The sequence below is a fragment of the Amycolatopsis sp. NPDC003676 genome, assembly GCF_053587275.1.
On sequence record NZ_JBSFNS010000009.1, the window covers coordinates 82,546 to 101,608 of the forward strand.

The following is a 19,063-nucleotide window of genomic DNA, read 5'->3' on the forward strand; positions in this document are numbered from 1 at the left end:
CCGCGCCCAACCCCTCAGCCAGCGGAGTTCGGGCTGTTCGCCGAACTCAGACGGATTCGCGGTAGACCCGTCGGGCGATCTGCTCGACTTGTTCGACGGTGAGCACCGGCGCATCCGAGCGCTGCACCGCTTGGGCGAGGATCCGCCGCACCAGGGCGGAGGTGGGAATCTGCTCCGCCGCGGCGCGCGCCTTCAACGCGGCCGCGAGCGATGACGGTACCCGCAGGGACAGCGCGGACTGCTCGTTCTCGGCGATATCAGCAGCGACCGCGTCCGCTTCTTCCTCTGCGTGGTTCTGGCGGGAGCGTGCGTGCCGCAGCATGCGCTCGCGCCTGACCGGATCGGCTTCCCGCCGCGCCGAGGCTTCCTGCTCGGCGATCTCTCCCCGAATCCCGGCCAGCACCTGCTCGCGGCTCATGGGCTCAGTCATGACGCATCGTCCTCTCCTCCCAGTGCCGCTCGGTACGCACGCAGGTCGGCACCGTTGGTCTTCCAGGCATTGATGCCCGAATGATCCACGCGGTCGATGATCACCGTGATCACGAATCCCGCCGCGGGCGAGTAGCCGATCACGCAGATGCAACATACCTGCACCAACGCGGTCTCCGTGCCCACTGGTCAAGCACGGAGTTCGGTTCCCGCTCCGCCTGGAGATCCTTCGTCCTCCACGCGCTCTTCGATCAGCTTCGCCATGGCATTCGTGCTACCGGTCCGTCTCGAGCCCCTCGCCAGCAGGGGCCGCTCTCATGGTGCTTACCGAGAAGTAAATCTCTCCCCGGATCAGCCACCGCGGCGCGCGGACTGACTACCCTTGGGGTTCGAATCGACCGTTGACGATGGGGCACACGTTGGACAGCGACCCGGAGTGGCCGCCAGAGCGTCCCGCCGAACGCGTCAAGCGGCGCCCGCCGCCTGAGCAGAGCCCTGACCACCAGACCCTCCGCATCCCGCCGGGGGCGAACGGTTATCGCAGGCGGCTGCCACCGCGCGGCCAGCAGCCCCAGCCCCAGCCGCCTCCCTGGCAGCGGCGGCCGCTGGTCCGGCCGTGGCAGCAGGAGCGCCAGCAGGACAGCATGCCCTTCGGCGCGCCGCCGCTGGCTCCGAACGATCCCGACGCGACGATCTTCATTCCGCGCGTCGGCGGGGTCCCGGCGAGTTCGAGATGGCCGGTCGCCGACCCGGACGTGCTGCGCCCGTACGACTCGCTCGTCCCCCGGATGCTGCCGCGGCTGCCCAGCGGCGCGCCGGCCAGCAGTGCACCGGCCGGCGAGGCCACCGTGCGCGTGCCGCGCGTCGAGCCGAAGGCGGCACCGCCGTCGATCGCGAAGTCCAGCGGGAAGATGGCCGTCGCCTCGCTGGTCAGCCGAATCACCGGTTTCCTGTGGAAGCTCATGCTCGTGTGGGCGGTCGGCACCGGCGTCGAGAACGACTCGTTCAACATCGCCAACACGCTGCCGAACGTCGTTTTCGAACTGCTGCTCGGCGGCGTGCTCAGCAGCGTCGTGGTGCCGTTGATGGTGCGGTCGCAGGACGATCCCGACGGCGGCGCGGCCTATACGCAGCGAATGCTCACGGTCGGCCTGACGGTCCTGGCCGCGGGCACCGTCCTCGCGGTGACCGCGGCACCAGCGCTGACCTCGCTGTACACGGAGCAGGGCGGACACGCCAACTCCGCGCTGACCAACGCGTTCGCCCGGTTGCTGCTGCCCGAGATCTTCTTCTACGGCGTGTTCGCGCTGCTGTCGGCGATCCTCAACGCCAAGCACATCTTCGGCCCGACGGCGTGGGCTCCGGTGATGAACAACGTCGTCGTCATCGCGACCCTGGGTTTGTTCATGCTGATGCCGGGCAAGATCTCGACCGATCCCGTGCGCATGAGCGACCCGAAGCTGCTCGTGCTCGGCATCGGCGTCACGCTGGGCATCGCCGTGCAGGCGGCGCTGCTGGTCCCGCCGTTGCTGCGGACGGGGTTCCGCTTCAAGTGGCGCTGGGGCATCGACAAGCGCATGAAGGAGTTCGGCGGCCTCGCTCTGTGGATCCTCGGCTACGTCGCGGTCAGCCAGGTCGGCCTCACCGTCAACACCCGGGTGCTGACCAGCGGCGACGCGGGCGGGGTGACCATCTATTCCAACGCCTGGCTGCTGTTCCAGCTGCCCTACGGCGTGATCGGGGTGTCCCTGCTGACCGCGATCATGCCGCGGCTGTCCCGCAACGCCGCGGACGGCGATGTGCGCAAGGTCGTGGCCGATCTTTCCTACGGGTCGCGCATCTCCACCGTGATGCTGGTGCCGATCGCCGCGGTGCTGACGGTGGTGGGCGGGTCGATCGGGGTCGCCTTGTTCAGCGGCGGCGCGAACTCCGCGGCCGAGGCGGGCCGGCTCGGCGAGGCACTGGCGATCTCGTCGTTCGGGCTGCTGCCGTACGCGCTGGTCATGTTGCAGCTGCGGGTCTTCTACGCGATGAAGGACGCGCGCACCCCGACGCTGATCATGGTCGTGATGACCGTGGTGAAGATCCCGCTGCTGTATCTGTGCCCGGTGCTGCTGGACGCGCGCGACATCGTGCTGGGCTCCATGCTGGTGAACTCCCTGACGTTCGTGGTCGGCGCGATCATGGGCCAGGTCTGGTTGTGGGCGAGCCTCGGCAACCTGCGCAGCAAGCGGGTGCTCGGGGTCATCCTGTTCACGGTCGTCGCGAGCGGACTCGGCGTCGCCGCGGCCGTCGCCGCCGGCTGGCTCGTGCCGGACACCGGGGGCCGGGCGACCGTGTGGGTCAAGCTGATCCTGCAGGGCCTCGTCGGGCTCGCGGTGTCGTTCGGCGTGCTCGCGGCGCTGAAGGTCGAGGAACTCGCGCCCGCGACGAAGAGGTTTACTCGCTTGGTGAAAGGCAGTCAGCGACATGCCGAGTGACCGATAAACCCGAGCCTGGGACGGTCGCTTACCGGGGCCTGTCGATCCGGATGATCTGGTTCGGTTCCTCGCTGTGCTCGCTTTCCCGGGACAGCCCGATGGCCTCTTGCACCCGGTCGGCCGATTCGAGGTCGGTCTCCTCGATGATCCGCTCGACCGCGGGGGTCACGCCCGATTCCCTCCAGCGCGACCGCGAGCCAGCCACATCCGTTCCTGGCTCGCGGTGGGCTCTCCCTGCGCACCGAGCAGGAAAACCATTGTGGCGCTGGAGAAAGAGGACGGTTGAGCGAGTGCTTCGCTGCGGCGGGTTTGCGTCCTTTCCGGTTGGCGTTATGGGTCAGTTCGGTGTTCTCAGGCGACGTTCGTGCGAGGGGGTCGGCTGCCGCAGTCACCGGGCTGCGGGCGAGGCGGTCGGGGTTGGGGTCAGCCAGTTCGCCACAAGTTCGGTGATCTGCGCGGCTCCGCGATCGCTGAGGTGGATGTGGTCGATGAGCAGTTCCCGGCCGCCGTTGCTGGCGATGTCGTCCCAGCTCTGCCCGAACACGTAGTGCCGAGTCGCCGCGGAGAGTGCCAGGGGAAAGGTGAAGCCGTAAGGTTGGCGGTCGCCGTATCGGGCGAGGATGTCGGCCATTCGTTCGTACGCCGGCACGTAGTCCGCTCCGGTCTGCATGGCGATCTGTTTGATCGCGGCGTTGTACCGGGCCAGCGTGCGGTTGATCTCGGTGGTCAGGTCCTCTCCGAGCGGCGGCAACGACATCAGGGAGATCCGGGCGGTCGTCTGGGCCTGGAGCCGGTGGACGATCGCGGTGAGGTCGTCGCGGTACTGGTCCAGCGGGGTGCCGCTGCGAACGTCGTTGGCTCCGACCAGGATCGTCACCGCCGCGGGCCGGCACGCCACGATGTCGGTGTCGACGCGGGCGCGCAGGCCGGAGCTGGTGTCGCCGTTGACCCCGGCGTTGACGAACTCGTATCCCGCCAGGTCCGGTCTGCCGCGCAACGCGCCGACCCAGTCGGCGCCGAGGGTGCCCTGGGTCATGCTGGCACCGGCGCTGACCACGACGGGCCGGGTGCGGGACGCGGTCCGGTCGGCGCAGGCCTCTGCTGGCGTGTTGGCCGGTGAGCGCAGGAACGCGAGGTATCCCGCGGTGCCGACCGCGCCCAGTGCGGCGGCCAGCAGCAGGCACGCCGCGACGGTGACGCGCTTCTTGGTGAAGATCTTCGTGCGCATGTGGGTGTGATCCTGTCTGCGGTCGGTCAGTTGGCGATGGCGATGCTCGCCCGGACGGCGAGCTCGTCGGCAAGGCAGCGCAGCATCAGATCCGCGAGATCGGCGCGCGACACCCGGTTTCCGCCTCGCACGTTCCGGTTGGTCGCAGTGCGGTAGCGGTCGGTGCGCGGTCCGTCGGTGAGCATCGGCGGCCGGAGGATCGTCCAGTCGAGCCCGCTGTCGCGCACCAGGTCTTCCATCCGGCGCATGTCGGCGAAGGAGTGCCGGAGCATCCTGCCGAGGATCGGCTTGACCACGAGCCGGGTCACCGGCCCGTCCGCCTCGTCGACGTGCATGCCGCTGTTGCTGACCACGACCAGGCGCCGCGTGCCGTGCTCGCGCATCGCGGCGATGATCGCCGAGGCGCTGTCCGCGCACACCGTCGTCGGCGTCCGGCCCTCGCGCGACCCGACCGCCGAGATGACGGCATCGCGCCCCGCGACAGCCGGGCCGATCGCGGCCGCGTCCATCAGGTCCGCCCGCAGCACGGTCAAGTTCGGCCGGGCTTCCAGCGCGGCCGGGTTCCGCACGACGGCGGTGACGTCGTGCCCAGCGGCGCAGGCCTGCTGGACGACGCGGGTTCCGGTGCCCCCGGTCGCGCCGAAGATCACAAGCTTCATGGTCGGCTCCCTCTGGTTGGTGAGTGCTCACTAACCACTATAGTTAGTAAGCACTCACCAACGTCAAGAGGAGTGGTCGTGGACACGCGAGACCGGATCGTCGTCGCCGCCGCCGAGGTCATCCGGACCCGAGGGCTGGCCCGCGCGACGACCAAGGAGATCGCCAAGGCCGCCGGCTTCTCGGAAGCGGCGCTGTACAAGCACTTTCGCGACAAGACGGACCTCTTCGTCGCGGTCCTCGGCGAACGCGGCCCCACCAACCTCGCCCCGGTGCTCGCCGGACTGCCGGACCGGGCAGGCAAGGAACCGGTCGAAGACGTGCTGCGCGAGGTAGTGCTGGCCGCCGCCGACTTCTACGAACAAGGCTTCCCGATGGCCGCCTCGCTGTTCTCCGAACCGGCACTGCTCGACGCCCACCGCGCCGCACTGCGCAGCCGCGGAGCGGGGCCACAGGCCGTCGGCCGCGCGGTCGCCGCCTACCTCGGAACCGAGCAGGAACTCGGCCGCATCAACAACGACATCAATCCCGGGACCGCGGCCGGGCTGCTGCTGGGGGCGTGCCTCGAACGCGCGTTCCTCGGCCATTTCACGGACCCGGCCGAGAAAAGGCCGAGCACCCGAGAGTTCGCCGACTCCCTGATCGGCACGCTGCTCACCGGTCTCACCCCGCGACAGCCATGAACGGCCGACACATCCGCCGGCCCATTGGCGCGGATCCTTGCGCTGCCGATGTGCCCAGAATGGGCTCGCGTGCCGACGCAGTGCCCGACACCGCATGAATCAGCTGACATTCGCACACCCGCGGGGAACGGCTGCCACCTGCACATTCAAGCACCAAGCGACATCTTTTTGATCCGCAGGTTCTGGGTTCGGGCCTTAAGCGATCGACTCCGATGAACGTGCCGTGGAACCGCATACTCAGGTCGCCCGCCGGCGATTGCACCGGCGGCATTTCGCCAGGCGCGGTGAAAGCCGTTCTCGTGCTGTGGGACAGCCGGTGCGGCGCGGTCACGCGTCTCGTACGTCCAGACTTCGTCAATCAGCCGCACGCACGCGAAGTATTCAGCGGGCGAGCCACGGAGCGAGCAGCTTCTCCAGATCAGCGTCCGACAACGCCCGCGGACCGCCATGGAACTCGTGCCACCGCGAAGCATCCCGCGCCGCCGTGTAGTCCACCTCGAACGCGCGCATCAGCACGTACATGAACGTCACGCACAGGCGAACTGGCTGCCCGTGCCCCTCCGACCCTCCCGCCCGGCGGTGAGGCTGCGGGTCAGGAATCCATGGGGCCTCAGCTTCGAAATCGCGTTCGCGGTCGACGATCACTCGTTGCGGCTGCGCAGGGCCAGCGAACTGCCGTGCCGCGGCGGCTCGTCAGGTATCTCAGCCGCTTGTCCGCAGTGGTCGTCGCGGTGTGCGATAGAGCTGGCGGGGTTGCTGGGCCTGCCCGCGGTCAGCCGGTCAGCGCGGCGTCGTTGATCTTCTGCTCCAGTGCCGCCTCGTCCATGAAGTAGACGTCGCGGACGATCTTCAGGGTTTCCGGGTCGAAGGTTGAGTAGCCGGTGCCGATCCAGGTCACCTTCGGGCCGGTGCCACCGGCCGTTCCCGTCACTTCGAAAAGAACGCCGATCGTGTCGCCCTCCAGGAAAGACGCCGCCACTCGCGGGGTCCAGTCAGGGAAGGTCGCGAACATTTCCTCGAATCCCGGGGCCAAGGCCGATTTGTCGCCGACTGTCCCGCCCGCGCCGTTGACGACGACGCACTCGTCGTCGAAGTACTCGAGCACCTTGTCGAGGTCGTGGGCAGCGACAGCGGCGCAGATCTCGTTCATCCTCTGGACGTAGCGGGCGAGCTTGGCACTGGACACGGGTTCTCCTCCTCGGGAAGCGACTGGCTGGCCACACCACCTTGCTCGCGCCAAGGGCAGCGACCTACACCAAGGAACACCGCGCTGGCCGACGGTTCGGTGCACTCTGCACTCGTGACGGCCGCCGCCTCTGCGCCTAGGCTGTTCGTCCGGCTCGGGTTTGGAGGCAACCGTGGACGCGGAGGACGAACGGAGCCAGCGGACGCGCGAGCTTTTTCGCGCCGCCGCGGCCAAGATGCAGGTGCACCAGGCCGAGATCGCGCACGAGATGTGGGCCGCGGGCCAGCGGAGCCTGCGCGAGCGCGCCCTCGCACAAGACCCGATTCTGTCCGAAATGGACCGTGTTTACTGTGCGTCCACTTTGGCCCATTGGCTGATCGCGAACATTGACGATCCCGGCTGCCGGGTCGAGACGGCGATGATCCCCGACACCCGGCACTACGCACGCGACCTCGCGCTCCGCGGAATGGACACGAACGACGTCGAGGCATGGCGGGCGTCGCAGCGAGTCAACTGGTCCGCATGGCTGCGGTTCTGCTTCGACACGACCGACGACAAGGACGAGCTTCGCGAGCTGGTCGAGATATCCGGCGATTCCCTGGTGACGTACGTGGACGACTCGATGGCCGCGGTCGCGGCGTACATCGACGAGGCGCGGGCGGAGCTTGCCGAGGGGCCGGAAAGCGAGCGATTGGCGACTGTGCAACTGCTGCTCCGCGGCGCCCCGATCGCCCGGCCCCGGGCGGAAGCCCAGCTCGGCTACGCGCTCACCGGACATCATGTGGCGGCGATCCTCTGGGGCGACTCCCCCGATCAGCTCGCCTTCCTCGAGGACGCGGCGGAGCGGGTCATGCGCGCCGCGGGCGCCGCGCGCCGCCTGACGCTCGTCGCGGGGACGACGACGCTGTGGATGTGGATTCCGGGGAGTTCCGCGCCCTCCCGAACAGACCTCGACCAGATCGTGGCGGATGTCCCCCACGTGCGGATCGCCCTGGGACGGCCGGCGCCGGACGTGCACGGCTTCCGGCGCAGCCACCTCGACGCCGACGCGGCGCAGTCGCTGCTGACGCGCCTTCGGTCCGGATGCCGTGCCGTCCATTTCGAGGACGTGCAGCTCGTCTCCTTGCTGACCAACGATCTCGCCGAGGCGCGTCAGTTCGTCGCGGACACTCTCGGCGAACTGGCAACCGCCGACCGGGTGCTGCGCGACACGGTCAGGGTCTTCATCGCCGAACAGTTCAACATCTCGAAGGCGGCCGACCGGTTGTTCGCGCACCGCAACACGATCGACCGCCGTCTGGTCCGGGTGGACGAACTGCTCCCGCGCCCGCTCGCGCGGAACCCGGCCGCTGTCGACACCGCACTGGCCCTGGTGGAGCTGCAGAGCGGCGAGCAGCGGGCTTAAAGCAACGCCTGCGCGGAGAACCCGAGGTGCCCCATCCCGGCGCGCTCCGCGGCGTCGAGCTTCTTCGACACCGCGGTCGTCACCGACAAGTCGACGCCCGCGCTCTCCAGCTCTCCCAGTGCCCTCCGGGCGCCCTCGGCGAAGACATGGATCGTCGCCTGGTCCGTGTCGTGCCGCCCGGACTCGATCGCGGCGGCCGCCTCCTCGGCGGCATGGCGCAGCACCTCGATGCCGTGCAGCGTGGCGTACCGGACTTCCTCGAGCGTTCGACCCCGCCGCAGCAGGCACGCCGCCGATTCGACGAACCCGCTCATCGCGGTCACGAAGAAGGCGCCGCAACCCAGGTACAGTTCCTTCGCGCCGGCGATCTCGTCCGACACGTGCCGCGAACGCCCGCCGAGCAGCATCAGGACAGGCTCGTGCCGCGCCCACACCGGGGAGGGGCCGGAGAATGCCACCATCGCGCCCGGTTCGCCGATCTGGTCGGGATAACACAAGGTCGACCCGTCCAGGAATGAAGCCCCTTGCTCTCCTGCCCAGCTCGCCAGCGCTTCGACGTCGTCGTTGGTTCCGTCGCTGAGATTGACCACTGTGCGCCCGGCGAGGCTGGAAGCCGATGCGAGCACGGCCCGGGACGCGTCGACATCCGACATGCAGACGACAGCCAGTCCGGTGCTCCCCACCGCGTCTTCGACGGACGCGGCCGGCCGGACGCCGTCGGCGGCGAGCGCCTCGGCCCGGCGCGCCGTGCGGTTCCAGGCCGTCACCGCGAGGCCGCCGGACGCGAACCTCCGCGCCAGTGCCGATCCCATCAATCCGCAGCCGAGCACGGCCACATCGTGCCGGGGCGGGCGAGTCATCGCAGCCGCCGTTTGAGGATCTTGCCCGTGGCGGTCGTCGGCAGGGAGTCGACGATCTCGACGAGCCGCGGGTATTTGTAGCCGGCCATCTGTTCTTTGCTCCATTCCACTAGCTCGCGCGGCGTCACCTCGGCGCCGTCGCGCGGGATCACGAACGCCTTGACCTCTTCGCCGTGGCTGTCGTGCGGGACGCCCACGACAGCCACGAGGGACACCGCCGGATGGGTCAGCAGCACTTCCTCGATCTCCCGCGGGTACACGTTGTACCCGCCCCGGATGATCATGTCTTTGGCTCGGTCGACGATGTAGTACCAGCCGTCGTCGTCGCGGCGGGCCAGATCGCCGGTGCGGAACCAGCCGTCACGGATGGCGTCGGCGGTCGCTTCGGGCCTGCCGTGATAGCCCTTCATCACGTTGTGCCCGCGGACCGCGATCTCGCCGACCTCGCCCGGACCGGTCACCTCGGTCCAGTCGGACTTGATCAGTTTCAGCTGAACGCCCCAGACCGGCTTGCCGATGGAGCCGGGGCGGGGCGGGGCGCCGGGATCGCCGATCGTCGCGAGCGGCGAGGTCTCGGACAGCCCGTAGGCCTCGATGACCCGCACGCCGAGCCGGGTGTCGATCTCCTTGATCAGCTCGACCGGCAGGGGTGCGCCGCCGCACATTCCGATGCGCAGGTTCTTGACGATGCGGGCGACGTCGACGTCAGGGCCCAGCTCCCGCAGCAGCCCCCACCACATCGTGGGGACGCCGGCGAAGAAGGTGATGTCCTCTTCGGACATCAGGCGGACGACGCGGCCTGCGTCGAAACGGGGCACCAGGTGGAGCGTCGCCGCGGTCGAGAAGCCGGCGTGCAGTTGGGCGGTGGCGCCGAAGGTGTGGAAAAGCGGCAAGCACACCACATGGCTGTCGCCGGCCGGCCGGTTCCGGAGGATCCGGTTCAGGGTGAGCACGTTGAGCATCGTGTTTCCGTGCGACAGCTCGGCGCCTTTCGGCTGGCCCGTCGTGCCGGAGGTGTAGAGGATGACGGCGGTGTCGGTCGCTTCGGTGCCGGCGGATTCGAACGTTTCCGGTTGTCCGGCGAGAGCCTCGTGCAACGTTTCCGCGGCCGTGCTCGTCTCCGGGGCGGCGGCGATCAGGAAGAAATGCTCGACGGCGGCGACGTCGTCGAATGCTTGACGCCCCTCTTGACCGATGGGGAGTTCCGCGCTGCCCTCGAAGCAGAAGTACGCGACGGCGCCGGCGTCCGCGAGGTGGTAGGCGATCTCGCGCCGCTTGAGCAGGACGTTCAGCGGCACGACGATCGCGCCCGCCTTGAGGATTCCGTAGTAGACGATCGCGAACTCCGGCCGGTTCGGGCAGCTGAGAGCGACTTTGTCCCCCGATGCGATGCCGCGCTCGGCCAAGAGGTTCGCCACTTGGCTCGCCGCGGCGTCGACCTCGCGGTAGGTCATGCGCTTCTCGTCCAGCACCAGCGCGGTTCTGTCGGGATGGTTGCGGGCGGAGTCCTCCAGGAGGACGGAAAGGTTCAGCATGGCGGCTCCAGTCGGCGGCGTGGTGTCCGGGCCGGGCGGCGGGTGCGGTCCCGGCGCCCGGCCCGGGGTTCATCGGGTGCGTTCAGGCCAGGGCCGACGTGATGGCGGACGCGACGCGCCTGACCGCGTCCCGGCTGGTCGCGCTGAGCGCGGTGTAGGAGAGGTAGCCGTGCACCAGGCCCGGTTCCCTGACCAGCTGCGTCGGGACGCCGCTTTCGGTCAGCTTGGCGGCGAACGCGAGGCCGTCGTCGCGCAGCGGATCGAAACCGGCGACAGTCACCAGAGCGGGCGGCAGTCCGGTCAAGTCTTCGGCGAACAGCGGCGACACACGAGGGTCGGCGCGTTCGACCGACGGCGGCAGGTAGTGATCGGTGAACCACGCGATCTGCTTGGCGGTCAGCGCGGGCGAGTCGGCGAACTCGCGGTTCGAGGGCCGGGAGCCGGCCAGGTCGGTAACGGGATACATCAGCACCTGCAGTGCCGGCTTCACCCGGGAATCGCGCAGCTTCTGAGCAAGAACCGCCGCGAGGTTCCCTCCCGCGCTGTCGCCCGCGACGACGATGCGACCGTCCGGGACGCCCCACTCGGCGGCGTGCGCGACGGCGAACTCCCAGGCTGCCATCGCGTCGTTGTGCGGTGCGGGATAAGGGTTTTCCGGCGCGAGGCGGTATTCGACGGACAGGATGTCCATACCCGTGTAATGGGCGATCAAGCGCACCGGGCCGTCGTAAACCGCCCGGCTGCCCAGCACGAACCCGCCGCCGTGGAAGAACACGATGAGCCCGGCGGAGGCGGCGCGTGCACGGTACCGGGTCGCTGCGAGCCCGCCGCGCAGCCGCAGTTCCTCCACGACGTTCATCGGGAGCGGGCGCTCGCCGTAGATCGCCGCGTCCTTCAGTTCGGCGGCGCGCGCCTCGACGGGGCTGAGGTCGCTGAAATCGGGGGCTTTCGCCACGACGGACATGAGCATCGCGATCTCGGGGGCCATCTGCTCGCCGTCCGCGTTCACGGGCACCTTGACCAGTCGCTTCACCAGCGACGGGGGGAGTTTGCCCATACCGATCCCGAGCTGTCGCTGTACCCAGTCCCCGGCCGAGATCCGGGTGGTGGTCGCGGTGTTCATCGCACCTGCTCCTTGCTCGAGGAGGCGGCACGGGCCGCCTGCTGATCGCCGGCGGCGCTGAACTGCAGGTGCTCGTCGTAGAGCGGGCCGTTGAGCAGTCGTTTGTCGGCCTGGTACGACGTGAGCATCCGCCACGGCAGCCTGGTGCCCTGCTTGGGCATGCTGTCCGCGTTGCGGGTCACGTAGCCCGCGTTCAGGTCGAGCAGCGGTTCGGTGGCCATTCCGGGTTCGGCCACCGGCATGGCTTTGGTGTAGCCGTGCGCGTCCAGGTGCCGGATCAGCCGGATGACGTACTGCACGGTCAGGCCGACCTTGAGCGTCCACGACGAGTATTTCGTGTACCCGAAGGCGAAAGACCAGTTCGGCAGGCCGGACAACAGCATCCCGCGATAGGTCACGCAGGAACCGACGTCCAGTTTCCGCCCGTCGACCGTCTGCGGGATCCCGCCGAACATGCACATGTTGAGCCCGGTGGCAGTGACGATCACGTCCGCGGGGATCTCCTCTCCCGAGGCGAGCAGGACGCCGGATTTGGTGAAGCGTTCGATCGTGTCCGTCACGACAGACGCTTTGCCCGCGGAGATCGCCTTGAAGAAGTCTCCGTCGGGAGTCATGCACAGGCGCTGTTCCCAGGGTTTGTACGGCGGGTTGAAGTGCGTGTCGACGGCGTAGCCCTTAGGCAATGCCTTCTTGGTCAGGTTCCGCATCAGTTTCCGCCCGGAGTTCGGGAATTTGAGCAGGTACCCGACGAAGAAGAAGTCCCGCCACACATTCTTGAACCGGGTGGCCGCGTATCCGCGCCGCAGCCCGAGAATTCGGTACAGAGCCTGGGAGATCTTGTCGATGCGCGGCAGCGTCATGATGTAAGTGGGGGTGCGCTGCAGCATCGTGACGTGTTCGGCCGCGCGGGGGCCGGTCGTCATCGCGGGAACCATGGTGACGGCGGTCGCGCCGCTGCCGATCACGACGACCTTCTTGCCCGCGTAGTCGTAGTCTTCGGGCCAGAACTGCGGGTGCAGGATGTCGCCTTCGAAGTCTTCGCGACCTTCGAAGCTGGGCGTGAAACCCTCGTCGTACCGGTAGTAGCCGGTGGCGCCGTAGACCCATTTGGTCTTCAGGGGCACAGTTTTCGGCTTCTGGCCGGGGACCGCGACCCGGACCTGCAACGTCCAGGCGCCCTCGGCGCTGGACCAGTCGGCCGACACGACCTGGTGGTGGTAGCGGATCAGGTCGTCGACACCGTGCTCGGCGGCGGTTTCTTCGAGGTACTCGCGGATCAGGTGCCCGTCCGCGATCGCGTGCTCGTGGCTCCACGGTTTGAACTGGTAGCCGTAGGTGTGGAGTTCGGAGTCGGAGCGGACGCCGGGATACCGGAAAAGGTCCCACGTGCCGCCGATCCGGCCGCGCCCTTCGAGCACGACGATTTTCTTGCCGGGAAAGGCGTCCCTGAGGTAGCACGCCGATCCCACGCCGGAGACTCCTGCTCCGATGATGACGATGTCGGCGGCCTCGGGGCGGGCGTCGTTGCCGGCCATGGTGACTCCTCGTCTCGATCTGCTCAGGCCGGTCGTCCGGCCAGGAAGTCATGCTGCGCCAAGGGATATGGCCGATGCCACGCACATCAGTGGCGTCGTGGGGACGGGTCTGGTGCAGAGTGCACCGGGCCCGGTGTTCAGGAGCCGTCCGGCGTTCCGATCGGGAGCATCACGTGCTTGGTGCGCGTGTAGTCGTCGAGGGCGTAGGCGGAGTTGTCGCGGCCGTAGCCCGATTTCCCGAAGCCGTTCCACGGCATTTCGCTGGCGAAGCTGAGGTGCGAGTTGACCCAGACCGAGCCGAACGCCAGTTCCTCGGTGAACCGGAGCGCGCGGGCCTGGTCGCGAGTCCACACCGATGCCGCGAGACCGTATTCGACGTCGTTCGCCTTGCTCAGCGCCTCCGCCTCGGCGGCGAACGTCTCCACCGAGATCACCGGGCCGAACACCTCCTCGCGCGCCATCTCCGTTCCGGGAGCGACGTCGGCGAGGATCGTCGCCGGGTAGAAGAAGCCGGGGCCTGCGGGCATTTCGCCGCCGAGGACGACCCTGGCGCCGTCCTGACGCGCCTGGTCCACCATCGCCGCGACGCGGGAGCGATGGGCCCCGCTGATCAACGGTCCGAGTTCGAACTCCTCGCCTGCCGCGGCGTTCCCGCTGCGCAGCTGCCGGGCGGCCGCGGTGAGCGCTTCCAGGAGCCGGTCCCGAACGTCCTCGTGGCAGATCACCCTCGTCGCGGCGCCGCAGTCCTGGCCGGCGTTGCCGTAGCCGACGGCGATCAGCGTCTGCACGAGGAGGTCGAGGTCGGCGTCCGGGAACACCACCACGGGCGCTTTGCCGCCGAGTTCGAGATGGACCCGCTTGACCGTGGTCGCGGCGCCCGCCGCGACCTGCCGGCCCGAACCGACGCCGCCGGTCAGCGCCATCATGTCGATGCCGTCGTGGTGGCTCATCGCACGGCCGACTGTCGCGCCGGTGCCGGTCACGACATTGAGCACGCCGTCCGGCAGGACCCCGGTGGCGAGGCCGGCCAGGACGAGGGTGCTGAGCGGGGTGAGCACGGACGGCTTGAGCACCATCGTGTTCCCCGCTGCCAGCGCCGGCGCTATCTTCCAGGCCGCCATGAGCAAGGGGAAGTTCCACGGCGTGATCGCGCCGATCACGCCGACGGGTTCGCGCCGGATATAGGACAGTTGGCCCGCGACGTACTGGCCGGGTGCCGGGGCCTGAGCGGTTCGCGCGGCTCCGGCCATGAAGCGGAAACAGTCGGAGATCAGGGGAATCTCGTAGGTGGCGTACGCATAGGACTTGCCGACGTTGAGCGCTTCGAGCGCGGCAAGCAGTTCGGCGTGTTCGTCGACGACGTCCGCGAAGCGGAACAGCGCCTCGGCGCGGGCTCCGGGCGTCGTCCGCGCCCACGCAGGCAGTGCGGTGCGCGCTGCCGACACCGCGGCGTCGACGTCGGCCGCGGTGCCGTTCGCGGCGACCCCCAGCCGCGCGCCGGTGCCGGGATTGGTCACCTCGATCGTCTCGGCGCTCGCGCTCGGGACGAAGCCGCCGCCGATGTACAGGGCCGGAGCCAGATCGTCGATGCGCCGCTGCGCGTCAGCCAGGATCTTCTCGGGGGTCATCTCAGGATCCTTCGGTCGGGGTGGGGAGGTAGGTCGGGCCGAGCGCCAGCACGGGGGCGAGCAGGTCGTCGTCGAGCAACTGGTCGGGCGTGGCCTCGGCCGAGGGCCTGCGGACCTGGCCGGGATAGCCGACCGCGCGGCGTGCCTCGGGTGCCATGTAGTAGGTGCTGGCCAGGAAGTAGAAGGCCGCTTCGGCGAGTTCGGCCGGCCAGTCCGCGACTGCCTCGGCCGAGAGTTCGCCGGCCGCGGCGGCCAGCTCGGCGGCTTGGATGAAGGCTGCTGCGAGGTCGGGATTGGCCTGGAGCGCGCGGTGTACGAGAGCGGCGTAGCCGGGCAGGGCGGTCAGCCGGGGCGACCGTCCGGTGCCGGGAAACCACAGGTCGGCGAGGCGCGCAGCGCCGGCGCGGGCTTGGTCGTCGGGGAAATCGATCACAGCGGAATCCTTTGGCCGGCGGCGGTTTCGACGAGGTGCTCGGCAGCGCGCAGCGCGAAGGCGGTGATCGTCGGCGTCGGATTGACCGAGGACGACGTGACGAAAACGCTGCCGTCGAAGACGTAAAGGTTGGGGACGTCGTGCGACCGCCCGTATCCGTCGACCACCGAGGTCGCCGGATCGGTGCCGCACCGGGCGGTGCCGAGCAGGTGCCAGCCGGTCTCGCCCCCGAAGTCCACGCGTTTGGCGGAGACGGCCCCGGCCGCTTCGTGGACCTCGGTGATCCGGTCCAGATGCCAGTCGAGCGCGCGTTTGCTCTCGTCTGACATCGTGTAGCGGATCTTCGGCGCCGGAATGCCGTCGCTGTCGACGAGATCCGCGTCGAGGACGACCCGGTTGTCGAAGGCGGGCAGATCCTCAATGGACGCCGAAATCTCGAACGCCCGGCCGTAGAGCCGCTCGACGAGTTCATGCCCGGCCGTGCCGCTGCGCTCGGCGAGCGGCAGCTCCGCGAACCGCTGGAGCAGCCCCACCGGGCCTTGGAGCACGACAGCCGTCCACTTGGCCCCGCGGCGGAAGCCCCGGCTGGCATCGGTCTCCGCGAAGTGCATCGACCAGATCGGATGGCTCTCCGGACCGAGCCAGGGCTCGACGTCCTTCTCGTACTCGCCCAGCACGGTCGCCACCGGGTGCATCATCAGGTTGCGCCCGACGTAGCCGGAGGAATTCGCGAGCCCGTCCGGGAACCGCGACGACGCGGACAACTGCAGCAGCCGAGGAGTGCCGATCCCGTTGGCGCACAAGATCACCACCGGCGCGGCCGTGTGCTGTTCGATTCCCGCGCGGTCGATCCACGTCGCACCGGTCGCGAGGCCCTGACCGGAGACGGTGATCTCGCGGACCCGCGCCCCGGTCACCAGGTTGACTCCTGCCGCCAGCGCGCCGGGCCACATCGCGACGTCGAAGGACGCCTTCGCCCCCTCGGGACAGCCGCTGCCGCAGGTCCCCCAGCGGGCGCACGGCCCGCGGGAACCGACGCCCTTCGACAGGATCGCCGACGTTCCCGGCCACCAGCCGATGCCCAGCTTGTTCATGCCCTCGGCCGCGATCCGGCCGATGCGGCCGATGGGCAGCGGCGGCTGGGGAGGCACGTAGCCGGGCGGATAGGCGATGTTGCCGCCCAGCCCGGAGACGCCGATCATCTCGTCGACAGCGTCGTAATACGGCTCCAGTTCCTCGTACGTGAGCGGCCAGTCGTCGGCGACGCCGTCGAGGGTGCGCACCCGGAAGTCGGACGGGATCATCCGCGGCCACTCCGCCCAGAACAGGATGCTGCTGCCGCCGACCCCGTTGAACATGAGCGGATGCACGTCCGAATCGGAGTCGTTGACCGGATAGTCGCTCGGCCGGCCGCGGTGGTTGGGGTTCGGATTCCACGGACCGGCGACCAGCAGATCGCGTTCGGGCTTGTCGCTGGGATAGTCGGCGGCGGCAGGCCAGTCGCCCTGTTCCAGGACAGTCACGCGGAACCCGCTCTCGGCCAGCAGCCGCGCGGCGGTGGCTCCGGACGGCCCCGCGCCGATGATCAGCGCGTCGACGTCGCCGTCTCTCGAAGACGGGCCAGGCACGGTCATGGGCGCGCTCCCTCTTGCTCGGTATTTAAGTCAGACGGTTGTGTTTAAATACGGGCATGCCGAAGATCGTCGACCACCGCCAGCGGCGTGCCGAGATCGCCGACGCCGTGCTGGCGATCGTCGCCGAGGACGGCGTCGGCGCCGTCACCCTGCGCGATGTCGCGGACCGCAGCGGCTGGTCAACCGGCGTGCTGAACCACTACGTCGGCGGCCGGGACGACCTTCTGCGGCTGGCCTTCCGGCACACGTTCTGGCTCTCCGGACAGCGGCTGGCGGCCATCGCCGAGGAGACCGGACTGGAGCCGGCCGAGCGGCTGGTCCGCATCCTCACCGCGCACCTGCCGCTCGACGGGCCGTCGGTGGCTTTCGCCCGGATCACGCTGTTCTTCTACGCCGAAGCGGCCAGCTCCCCGGACAAGCTCGGCGAAGACATGCTCAACTACCTCACCTCGTGGCGTTCGACGGTCGAGGACCACGTGCGCGCGGCGCTGGATTCGCGTGGTCTGCCGACGTCCCGGGCGCGGGAGATCGGCGACCACCTCGTGGCGGTCATCGACGGCTACGCCAGTTACGAGGTGCTCGGCTCGAACCTGTGGAACGGCGGCGATCGCACCGTCGCTCCCCCGGTCCGGGACTGGGTCGAGTCGGCGCTCGCGATGAGCGCCGCGGGCTCGGCGCGGCGCTGAACCCGGACCGCCCGGCCGCCGCGGTCCGGCGGCGCCGAAGGCTCCGTTGCCTGTCATGGGTGCACTCCCGAACTCCGTCCGCCGGACCGCTCACCCGGCGCGGTGCCCATGGTTCGACATGGCCGTCGGCTCGCGCCACACACATCTGGGGTGTCCGCGAACGCACGGGGGTGCACATTGCACCCTTCATTCGCACCGGTCCGCCCAGCCGTCGGTGGACTTCAGCCATGCCCGGTCCGCGACCAGATCGCGGCACGTGCCCGCCCGCTCCCACTCCTCGCTCGCCAGCAACGCGCGATGGAACGGGAGCAGCGTCGGAATGCCCTCGACGACGGTCTCGTCGAGGGCCTTGCGCATCGCCGCGGCGGCGGTGGCGCGGTCCTCGCCCCAGGTGATCACCTTGGCGATCAGCGGGTCGTAGTAGGGCGGCACGGCGTCCCCCTCGGCCACGCCGGTGTCGACCCGCACCCGGTCTCCCGACGGTGCGGCGAACCGCTCGATCCGGCCGGGGCCCGGCCGGAACCCTTTGGCGGCCGATTCGGCGTTGATCCGGCATTCGATCGCGTGGCCGGTGATCCGCACGCCGGACTGGGCGAAGCCGAGCGGTTCGCCCGCGGCGACGCGGATCTGCTCCTCGACCAGATCGAGGCCTGTGACGAGTTCGGTGACCGGGTGCTCGACCTGGACGCGGGTGTTCATTTCGAGGAAGTAGAAGTCGTCGCCGGCGAGCAGTCCTTCGACGGTGCCGAGCGAGAAGTAGTCCGCGGCTCGCGCCGCTCGCACCGCGATCTCGCCCAGCCGGGTGCGCTGAGCGTCGGTCAGCAGCGGGCAGGGTGCTTCCTCGACGAGTTTCTGGTGCCGCCGCTGGACCGAACAGTCCCGTTCGAACAGGTGGACCATGTTGCCGTGCGTGTCGCCGATGATCTGCACCTCGACATGGCGCGGGTCTTCGAGATAGCGCTCCAGGTAGACCGTGGCGTCGCCGAAGAAGCGCTCGCCCTCCCCCGCTGCGCCTTCGACCGCGGCGGCGAGTTCGTCGGGACCGCCGGCCACCCGAAACCCCTTCCCGCCACCACCACTCGCCGCCTTGGCAGCGACGGGGTAACCGATCGCCGCCGCCGTCGCGAACGCTTTCGGCCCGGGGTGAACCGGTTCGGTGCACCCGGGAACGACCGGGACGCCGGCTGCCGAAACTGTCTCCCGCGCCCGGATTTTCGACGACATCATCTCCATCGAATCCGGGCTCGGGCCGATGAAGACCAGCCCGGCCGCCGCGCACGCACGGGCGAACTCCGGATTCTCCGACAGCAGGCCGTAGCCCGGATGGATCGCCTGGGCCCCGGTGGACAGCGCGGCCTCGACGATGCGATCGATCCTCAGATAGCTTTCGGCCACCGGGGCCGCGCCGATCGGCACGCTTTCGTCGGCCGTCCGGACGTGCAGGCTGCCCGCGTCGACGTCGGAATGGACGGCGACGCTGGCGATTCCCATTCGCCGCAACGTTTTCATGACGCGTACCGCGATCTCGCCCCTGTTCGCGACGAGGACTTTGCCGAACACG

Annotated in this window: 17 protein-coding genes and 2 pseudogenes; 4 read left to right on the forward strand and 15 right to left on the reverse strand. The window is 69.1% G+C overall.

Annotated features, from left to right (window positions below):
• Positions 1 to 46: 46 nt before the first annotated feature.
• Together ACWDNU_RS08090 and ACWDNU_RS08095 are read right to left on the reverse strand one after the other, a co-directional pair.
• Positions 47 to 418 carry a ribbon-helix-helix protein, CopG family gene (locus ACWDNU_RS08090; protein WP_449668259.1) on the reverse strand — a complete coding sequence of 124 codons (372 nt, stop codon included), beginning with the start codon at positions 416 to 418 and terminating at the stop codon, positions 47 to 49.
• Between the two features lie 8 nt (positions 419 to 426).
• Positions 427 to 573 (reverse strand): hypothetical protein, encoded by a 147-nt coding sequence (locus tag ACWDNU_RS08095; RefSeq protein ID WP_449668260.1) that lies wholly within the window; start codon positions 571 to 573, stop codon positions 427 to 429.
• A 500-nt stretch (positions 574 to 1,073) separates the two neighbouring features.
• Here ACWDNU_RS08095 and murJ point away from each other — a divergent pair, with 500 nt between their 5' ends.
• A complete protein-coding gene (gene murJ, locus ACWDNU_RS08100; RefSeq protein ID WP_449668311.1) occupies positions 1,074 to 2,909 on the forward strand; it encodes a murein biosynthesis integral membrane protein MurJ in 1,836 nt (611 codons plus the stop codon).
• 46 nt (positions 2,910 to 2,955) lie between these two features.
• Here murJ and ACWDNU_RS08105 read toward each other — a convergent pair.
• The 3 genes and pseudogenes from ACWDNU_RS08105 to ACWDNU_RS08115 all read right to left on the reverse strand — a co-directional run.
• Positions 2,956 to 3,128: pseudogene (locus ACWDNU_RS08105) on the reverse strand (TetR/AcrR family transcriptional regulator); the annotation flags it as partial.
• A 169-nt stretch (positions 3,129 to 3,297) separates the two neighbouring features.
• Positions 3,298 to 4,137 carry an SGNH/GDSL hydrolase family protein gene (locus ACWDNU_RS08110; protein WP_449668261.1) on the reverse strand — a complete coding sequence of 280 codons (840 nt, stop codon included), beginning with the start codon at positions 4,135 to 4,137 and terminating at the stop codon, positions 3,298 to 3,300.
• 26 nt (positions 4,138 to 4,163) lie between these two features.
• Complete coding sequence (locus ACWDNU_RS08115) at positions 4,164 to 4,796, reverse strand: NAD(P)-dependent oxidoreductase (protein ID WP_449668262.1); 633 nt, start codon at positions 4,794 to 4,796, stop codon at positions 4,164 to 4,166.
• A 78-nt stretch (positions 4,797 to 4,874) separates the two neighbouring features.
• Here ACWDNU_RS08115 and ACWDNU_RS08120 point away from each other — a divergent pair, with 78 nt between their 5' ends.
• A complete protein-coding gene (locus tag ACWDNU_RS08120; RefSeq protein WP_449668263.1) occupies positions 4,875 to 5,477 on the forward strand; it encodes a TetR/AcrR family transcriptional regulator in 603 nt (200 codons plus the stop codon).
• Between the two features lie 381 nt (positions 5,478 to 5,858).
• Here the strand turns inward: ACWDNU_RS08120 and ACWDNU_RS08125 are convergent.
• Both ACWDNU_RS08125 and ACWDNU_RS08130 read right to left on the reverse strand, forming a co-directional pair.
• Positions 5,859 to 6,008 (reverse strand): annotated as a pseudogene (locus ACWDNU_RS08125) (hypothetical protein); the annotation flags it as partial.
• A gap of 241 nt (positions 6,009 to 6,249) precedes the next feature.
• A complete protein-coding gene (locus ACWDNU_RS08130; protein WP_336160106.1) occupies positions 6,250 to 6,663 on the reverse strand; it encodes a nuclear transport factor 2 family protein in 414 nt (137 codons plus the stop codon).
• A 172-nt stretch (positions 6,664 to 6,835) separates the two neighbouring features.
• Between ACWDNU_RS08130 and ACWDNU_RS08135 the strand changes: the two genes are divergently transcribed.
• Positions 6,836 to 8,068 carry a PucR family transcriptional regulator gene (locus tag ACWDNU_RS08135; protein WP_449668264.1) on the forward strand — a complete coding sequence of 411 codons (1,233 nt, stop codon included), beginning with the start codon at positions 6,836 to 6,838 and terminating at the stop codon, positions 8,066 to 8,068.
• Here ACWDNU_RS08135 and ACWDNU_RS08140 read toward each other — a convergent pair.
• The 7 genes from ACWDNU_RS08140 to ACWDNU_RS08170 all read right to left on the reverse strand — a co-directional run bounded on the left by ACWDNU_RS08140 (position 8,065) and on the right by ACWDNU_RS08170 (position 16,816).
• Positions 8,065 to 8,928 (reverse strand): NAD(P)-dependent oxidoreductase, encoded by an 864-nt coding sequence (locus ACWDNU_RS08140; RefSeq protein ID WP_449668265.1) that lies wholly within the window; start codon positions 8,926 to 8,928, stop codon positions 8,065 to 8,067. The two genes, ACWDNU_RS08135 and ACWDNU_RS08140, sit on opposite strands and share 4 nt — an antisense overlap.
• Entirely contained in the window at positions 8,925 to 10,463 is a 1,539-nt protein-coding gene (locus ACWDNU_RS08145) for a long-chain-fatty-acid--CoA ligase (RefSeq protein WP_449668266.1), read from the reverse strand. Before ACWDNU_RS08145 ends, ACWDNU_RS08140 begins: the two co-directional genes overlap by 4 nt.
• An 82-nt stretch (positions 10,464 to 10,545) precedes the next feature.
• The gene (locus ACWDNU_RS08150; protein ID WP_449668267.1) at positions 10,546 to 11,586 is read right to left on the reverse strand and encodes an alpha/beta hydrolase; all 1,041 of its coding nucleotides are present in this window, start codon (positions 11,584 to 11,586) and stop codon (positions 10,546 to 10,548) included.
• Entirely contained in the window at positions 11,583 to 13,121 is a 1,539-nt protein-coding gene (locus ACWDNU_RS08155; protein ID WP_449668268.1) for a flavin-containing monooxygenase, read from the reverse strand. The genes ACWDNU_RS08150 and ACWDNU_RS08155 overlap by 4 nt, the downstream gene beginning before the upstream one ends.
• Before the next feature lie 137 nt (positions 13,122 to 13,258).
• Entirely contained in the window at positions 13,259 to 14,749 is a 1,491-nt protein-coding gene (locus tag ACWDNU_RS08160; RefSeq protein WP_449668269.1) for an aldehyde dehydrogenase family protein, read from the reverse strand.
• 1 nt (position 14,750) lies between these two features.
• Complete coding sequence (locus ACWDNU_RS08165) at positions 14,751 to 15,182, reverse strand: hypothetical protein (protein ID WP_182895681.1); 432 nt, start codon at positions 15,180 to 15,182, stop codon at positions 14,751 to 14,753.
• Positions 15,179 to 16,816, reverse strand: coding sequence for a GMC family oxidoreductase (locus tag ACWDNU_RS08170; protein WP_449668270.1), 1,638 nt, complete (start codon positions 16,814 to 16,816; stop codon positions 15,179 to 15,181). The genes ACWDNU_RS08165 and ACWDNU_RS08170 overlap by 4 nt, the downstream gene beginning before the upstream one ends.
• A gap of 56 nt (positions 16,817 to 16,872) precedes the next feature.
• Here ACWDNU_RS08170 and ACWDNU_RS08175 point away from each other — a divergent pair, with 56 nt between their 5' ends.
• Entirely contained in the window at positions 16,873 to 17,502 is a 630-nt protein-coding gene (locus ACWDNU_RS08175; RefSeq protein WP_182895679.1) for a TetR/AcrR family transcriptional regulator, read from the forward strand.
• Between the two features lie 186 nt (positions 17,503 to 17,688).
• On the opposite strand, the gene ACWDNU_RS08180 is transcribed toward ACWDNU_RS08175, so the two are convergent.
• A complete protein-coding gene (locus ACWDNU_RS08180) occupies positions 17,689 to 19,062 on the reverse strand; it encodes an acetyl-CoA carboxylase biotin carboxylase subunit (protein ID WP_449668271.1) in 1,374 nt (457 codons plus the stop codon).
• Position 19,063: the final 1 nt, after the last annotated feature.